This is a genomic window from Bacteroidota bacterium, assembly GCA_018816945.1.
GTDB lineage: Bacteria > Bacteroidota > Bacteroidia > Bacteroidales.
This window is the reverse complement of the sequence record JAHIVC010000105.1, coordinates 1-2016: the sequence shown is the minus strand read 5'-3', so window position 1 is coordinate 2016 and position 2016 is coordinate 1. Positions and strand designations below refer to the sequence as shown.

Below are 2016 nucleotides of genomic sequence, written 5' to 3'. Positions count from 1 at the left end.
AGAACTCTTTTCCGTTAAGAGTTTTGATTTGATTAATTTCTAATTTTCCGGAATAAATCCTTACGGCATATTTATGAGGTGCGCGGTCTATGAACTGATGGAGAGAGCGTAGCCGACCCGTTGCAGCAGATTTTACTTCAACGGGAATGAGCAACCCTTCATATTGAATCAGGTAATCAACTTCGGCATTGGATTGTTTCTTTTCCCGGTTCCAAAAATACAATTTGAATAAAGGAGAGGTTTCAACAACGAGAAGTTCCTGTCCGACAATATGTTCTGCTATTTTCCCCTGATAGACAGAATCAATACTATTGGCTCCGAACAGATCTTTTTGAAATCCAGAAAAATAGTTCAACATTCCCGTGTCAAGGACTTGGAGCCTTGGCGATTTTTTTATGTTTGGCAGCAAAGGAGGACTGACAGAGGATGAAGGATATAAAAGGTAAATCAACATCGCTTTTTCCAATACTTTTAATGCTTCCCCCATTTCCCTTGATTTATAGTTGGAATTACCAAAACCCTGAAATTTAATCCTGCAGCCTGCTTCATAGAATGAAGTTGAAACGGCATGTCGAATTACGTTACCCATTGTACTGTTTCGAGCATACTTCTCAACATCATCAAGATAAGAAACAATTAAGCTGTCAAATATACTGTTGAGCGCTATGATGTCTTTCTGGTCGGAATATTTTTCAACGATTTCCGGCATGCCCCCAATGATTGAATAGGTTTGAAATAATTTCATTAGCTTTTCATGTGCGAAATCAGGGGCTGGAATGTTTTTTGTAAGAATGTCCAGACTGGCTGTTTCGGATAAAGCATTTAAAAATTCCTTGAAACTCAAAGGTTTCATCACAAGATATTCCACTCTGCCGACAGGAAAGCTGATATGGGTATCAATAAGTGTCTCTAAAAGAGATCCGGCTGCAATAACGTAAATATCGGGAAATGCTTCATAAAAATATCTGAGATAGGAGACAGCTGCTGGACAAGCCTGAATCTCATCTATGAATATTAAAATTTCACCTTCATGCTTCACTTGATTTTTATAAAAGAAAATAGCCTGCAGTAAATCTTCAATGGAATAGTCCTGCTCAAAAATGGTTCGGTCCTCTTTTATTTCAAGATTCAAATATAGATATTGATCGAATCGTTCTGAAAAAAGGTGAATAGCAGTCGTTTTTCCTACTTGCCTTGCGCCTCTCAGAATCAATGGTTTCTGGTCTTTTTTCTCTGCCCATCCTGATAATTGTTTTAAGATATCTCTTTTAAACATTGGAGTCTCATTTGTTGATTGGTATAAGGTAAGAGATATTTGACACTAATCTTGTAATAAAGTCAAGCATAATGCTTGCAATAATTGTAACGTAGTCAGGTATTCTAATATAGTGCAGCCGCTGTGAACACCTATATTCAGGGGCCTCGGCCGGTAAAAGGCCATCTTTTATGGAACGCCTTTTCATGATTATTGGGTGCTTTTGAATTTTATCTTTTTCATTCATTGATAACACAGAACGCCGGCATAACCCACATTTTCCGCAGAGCGAAGCAGTGCGGTAAATGTCGGTGTTGATGCGGTTGTTCTGTATTTGAATGTTTTGAAATTAGTATTCAATTTCAATGTCTAGCCCTTGGGCAGATTCAATGACCATTTTCATATCACGTTCCCCAATATGAGCGTTATAAATTTTTCTTTCCTCGTTAAGTTGTTTTATAATTGTATATAATTCTTTGTAATCTGCCTTTGCCACTTTCTCTACCGTATCATAACCAGATTCCAATAATACATATGCAAAAGTATGATTTACCCACCTTATTCTGGAAAGATCTGTTAACTTCGCGAGTTTCAACATTTCTTTCTGACTAATCCCCGTTTTCTTTGAAAGTTCACTTCTCTTTTCCGGTGTCAAAACACTATCATATAGTTTCAATGTGTTTTTAAATCCTGATTTCTCAAGCCTGTTGAAAATATCATCAGAAATACAGGAAAAATCCTTTATTCTATTTGGTTTTTGT

2 protein-coding genes are annotated in these 2016 nt (G+C 36.9%); both read right to left on the bottom strand.

The annotated features are described in order from the left end of the window. Window positions 1–1276: AAA family ATPase (locus KKG99_17545; GenBank protein MBU1014802.1), on the bottom strand; the 1276-nt coding region annotated here is incomplete at its 3' end. Window positions 1277–1604: 328 nt separating this feature from the next. Further along, window positions 1605–2016 (bottom strand): DUF4332 domain-containing protein (locus KKG99_17540; protein MBU1014801.1); only part of this gene is annotated, 412 nt, incomplete at its 5' end.